Origin of the sequence: Rhizobium sp. PEPV16 (assembly GCF_008919455.1) — a bacterium.
Lineage (GTDB): Bacteria > Pseudomonadota > Alphaproteobacteria > Rhizobiales > Rhizobiaceae > Rhizobium > Rhizobium leguminosarum_Q.
The window spans coordinates 1-1,459 of record NZ_VSZV01000044.1; the positions used below are offsets into that span (position 1 = coordinate 1).

A 1,459-nucleotide genomic window follows, 5' to 3' on the forward strand; every position below is an offset into this window, starting at 1 on the left:
TGCCGTTGGTGCCGATGCTGGCCTCGGTCCAAATCGAGCCGGTCCAGAGGCCGAGTTCGCGGAATTCCTTGTCGTCGCCGGCAGCCCCCCGGCGCTCCAGGGCGATGCCGTTCTTGTCGGTCAGGAGCAGGCAGCAGCCGGCCCTGCCAACGGTGGTAAAGAGACGATCGAGCTCTTCCGTCGCGCTGGCAATCAGCTGTTCGGACTGCTCGCGCGCACGGTGGAATTCCTGGTCGGTGAGGCGCAGTGGAGCCCGCTGGTCCTCGGGGGCGAGCTGGTGCATGGTCATGCACCGCCGCCATGAGGCGACAACAGGAGAACTGGCTGCCGCAGAATCGCGCTGGGCAGACGTGTAGACGTGCTCGGCATGCGCTGAGTGTTCGTGCATCGGCTCCTCCCACCGAACTTCAGCACATTCTGATAGAAAAATGGCTGGTTTGCAATCGGCCGGCGCTGGCGGTCGTCAGCATGCGGCGCTTCCTGACCGAAAGTGGTGGAAATCACATTTCGGTGTTTGGGCGGCCATGGCGTAACAAAAGACCCTCTCTTTCGTAGTTCTTTGCAGAAGCAAGGTTTGCCAGACGAGGAGATCCGACCATGCTGAACAGACGATTGTTGCTGATGGGCGCCGCTTTTGGGGCGCTTGCGGTTGACTTGGGCCTAGCCGGCAAGACGATTGCCGGCGAGACGTTTGCGGTGACCCATACCGAGGAGGAATGGCGCAAGCTGCTGACGCCGGATCAATATGTCGTCCTGCGCCAGGCGGGGACGGAACATCCCTTCACCAGTGCCCTGCTGCATGAGGAGCGAAAGGGTAATTTCGCCTGCGCCGGCTGCGACCAGGACCTCTTTTCCTCGACCACCAAATTCGACAGCGGCACCGGCTGGCCGAGCTTCTGGGCGCCGCTCGAAAAAGCCGTCCGCACCACGAGCGACACGACTTTCGGCATGGCACGCACCGCCGTGCACTGCAGCCGTTGCGGCGGTCATCTCGGCCATGTCTTCGATGACGGCCCGAAGCCGACCGGGCTTCGCTACTGCATGAATGGGCTTGCCATGACATTCCATCCGGCCTCGGCCTGATCCAGGGATGACCTTACTCGGTGCTGATGACTGCTTGCGCCTAGCGATGCAGCCAGGCTTCGATACCACGCGCTGCCGCCCGGCCGGTCGCCAGGCAGGCGGTGAGGAGATAACCGCCGGTCGGCGCTTCCCAGTCGAGCATTTCGCCGGCGACGAAGGTGCCCGGCAGTGCCTTCAACATGTAGTTTTCGTCGATGCTGCTCCAGCGGATGCCGCCGGCCGAGGAGATCGCCTCGGCGATCGGCCGGGTTTCGATCACCGGCACCGGCAGGGCCTTGATCATGCCGGCGAGGGGCTCCGGATCGGTTCGGTCGCGCTCGGGAGCGAGTTCGCGCAGCAGCGCAGCCTTGACGCCGTCGAGGCCGGCGCCCTTGCG

Annotated in this window: 2 protein-coding genes and 1 pseudogene; 1 reads left to right on the forward strand and 2 read right to left on the reverse strand. The window is 64.0% G+C overall.

Going from position 1 to position 1,459, the window contains the following annotated elements; all coding sequences use genetic code 11:
• Positions 1 to 388 (reverse strand): annotated as a pseudogene (locus FY112_RS00330) (sigma-54-dependent Fis family transcriptional regulator); the annotation flags it as partial.
• 209 nt (positions 389 to 597) lie between these two features.
• On the opposite strand from FY112_RS00330, the gene msrB reads away from it, so the two are divergent.
• On the forward strand, positions 598 to 1,083 hold the full coding sequence (msrB, locus tag FY112_RS00335) for a peptide-methionine (R)-S-oxide reductase MsrB (RefSeq protein ID WP_020051774.1): 486 nt from the start codon (positions 598 to 600) through the stop codon (positions 1,081 to 1,083).
• A 40-nt stretch (positions 1,084 to 1,123) separates the two neighbouring features.
• Here the strand turns inward: msrB and FY112_RS00340 are convergent.
• Positions 1,124 to 1,459, reverse strand: a 336-nt coding sequence (locus tag FY112_RS00340) for an NAD(P)/FAD-dependent oxidoreductase (RefSeq protein ID WP_181018109.1), incomplete at its 5' end; no start/stop codon positions are given.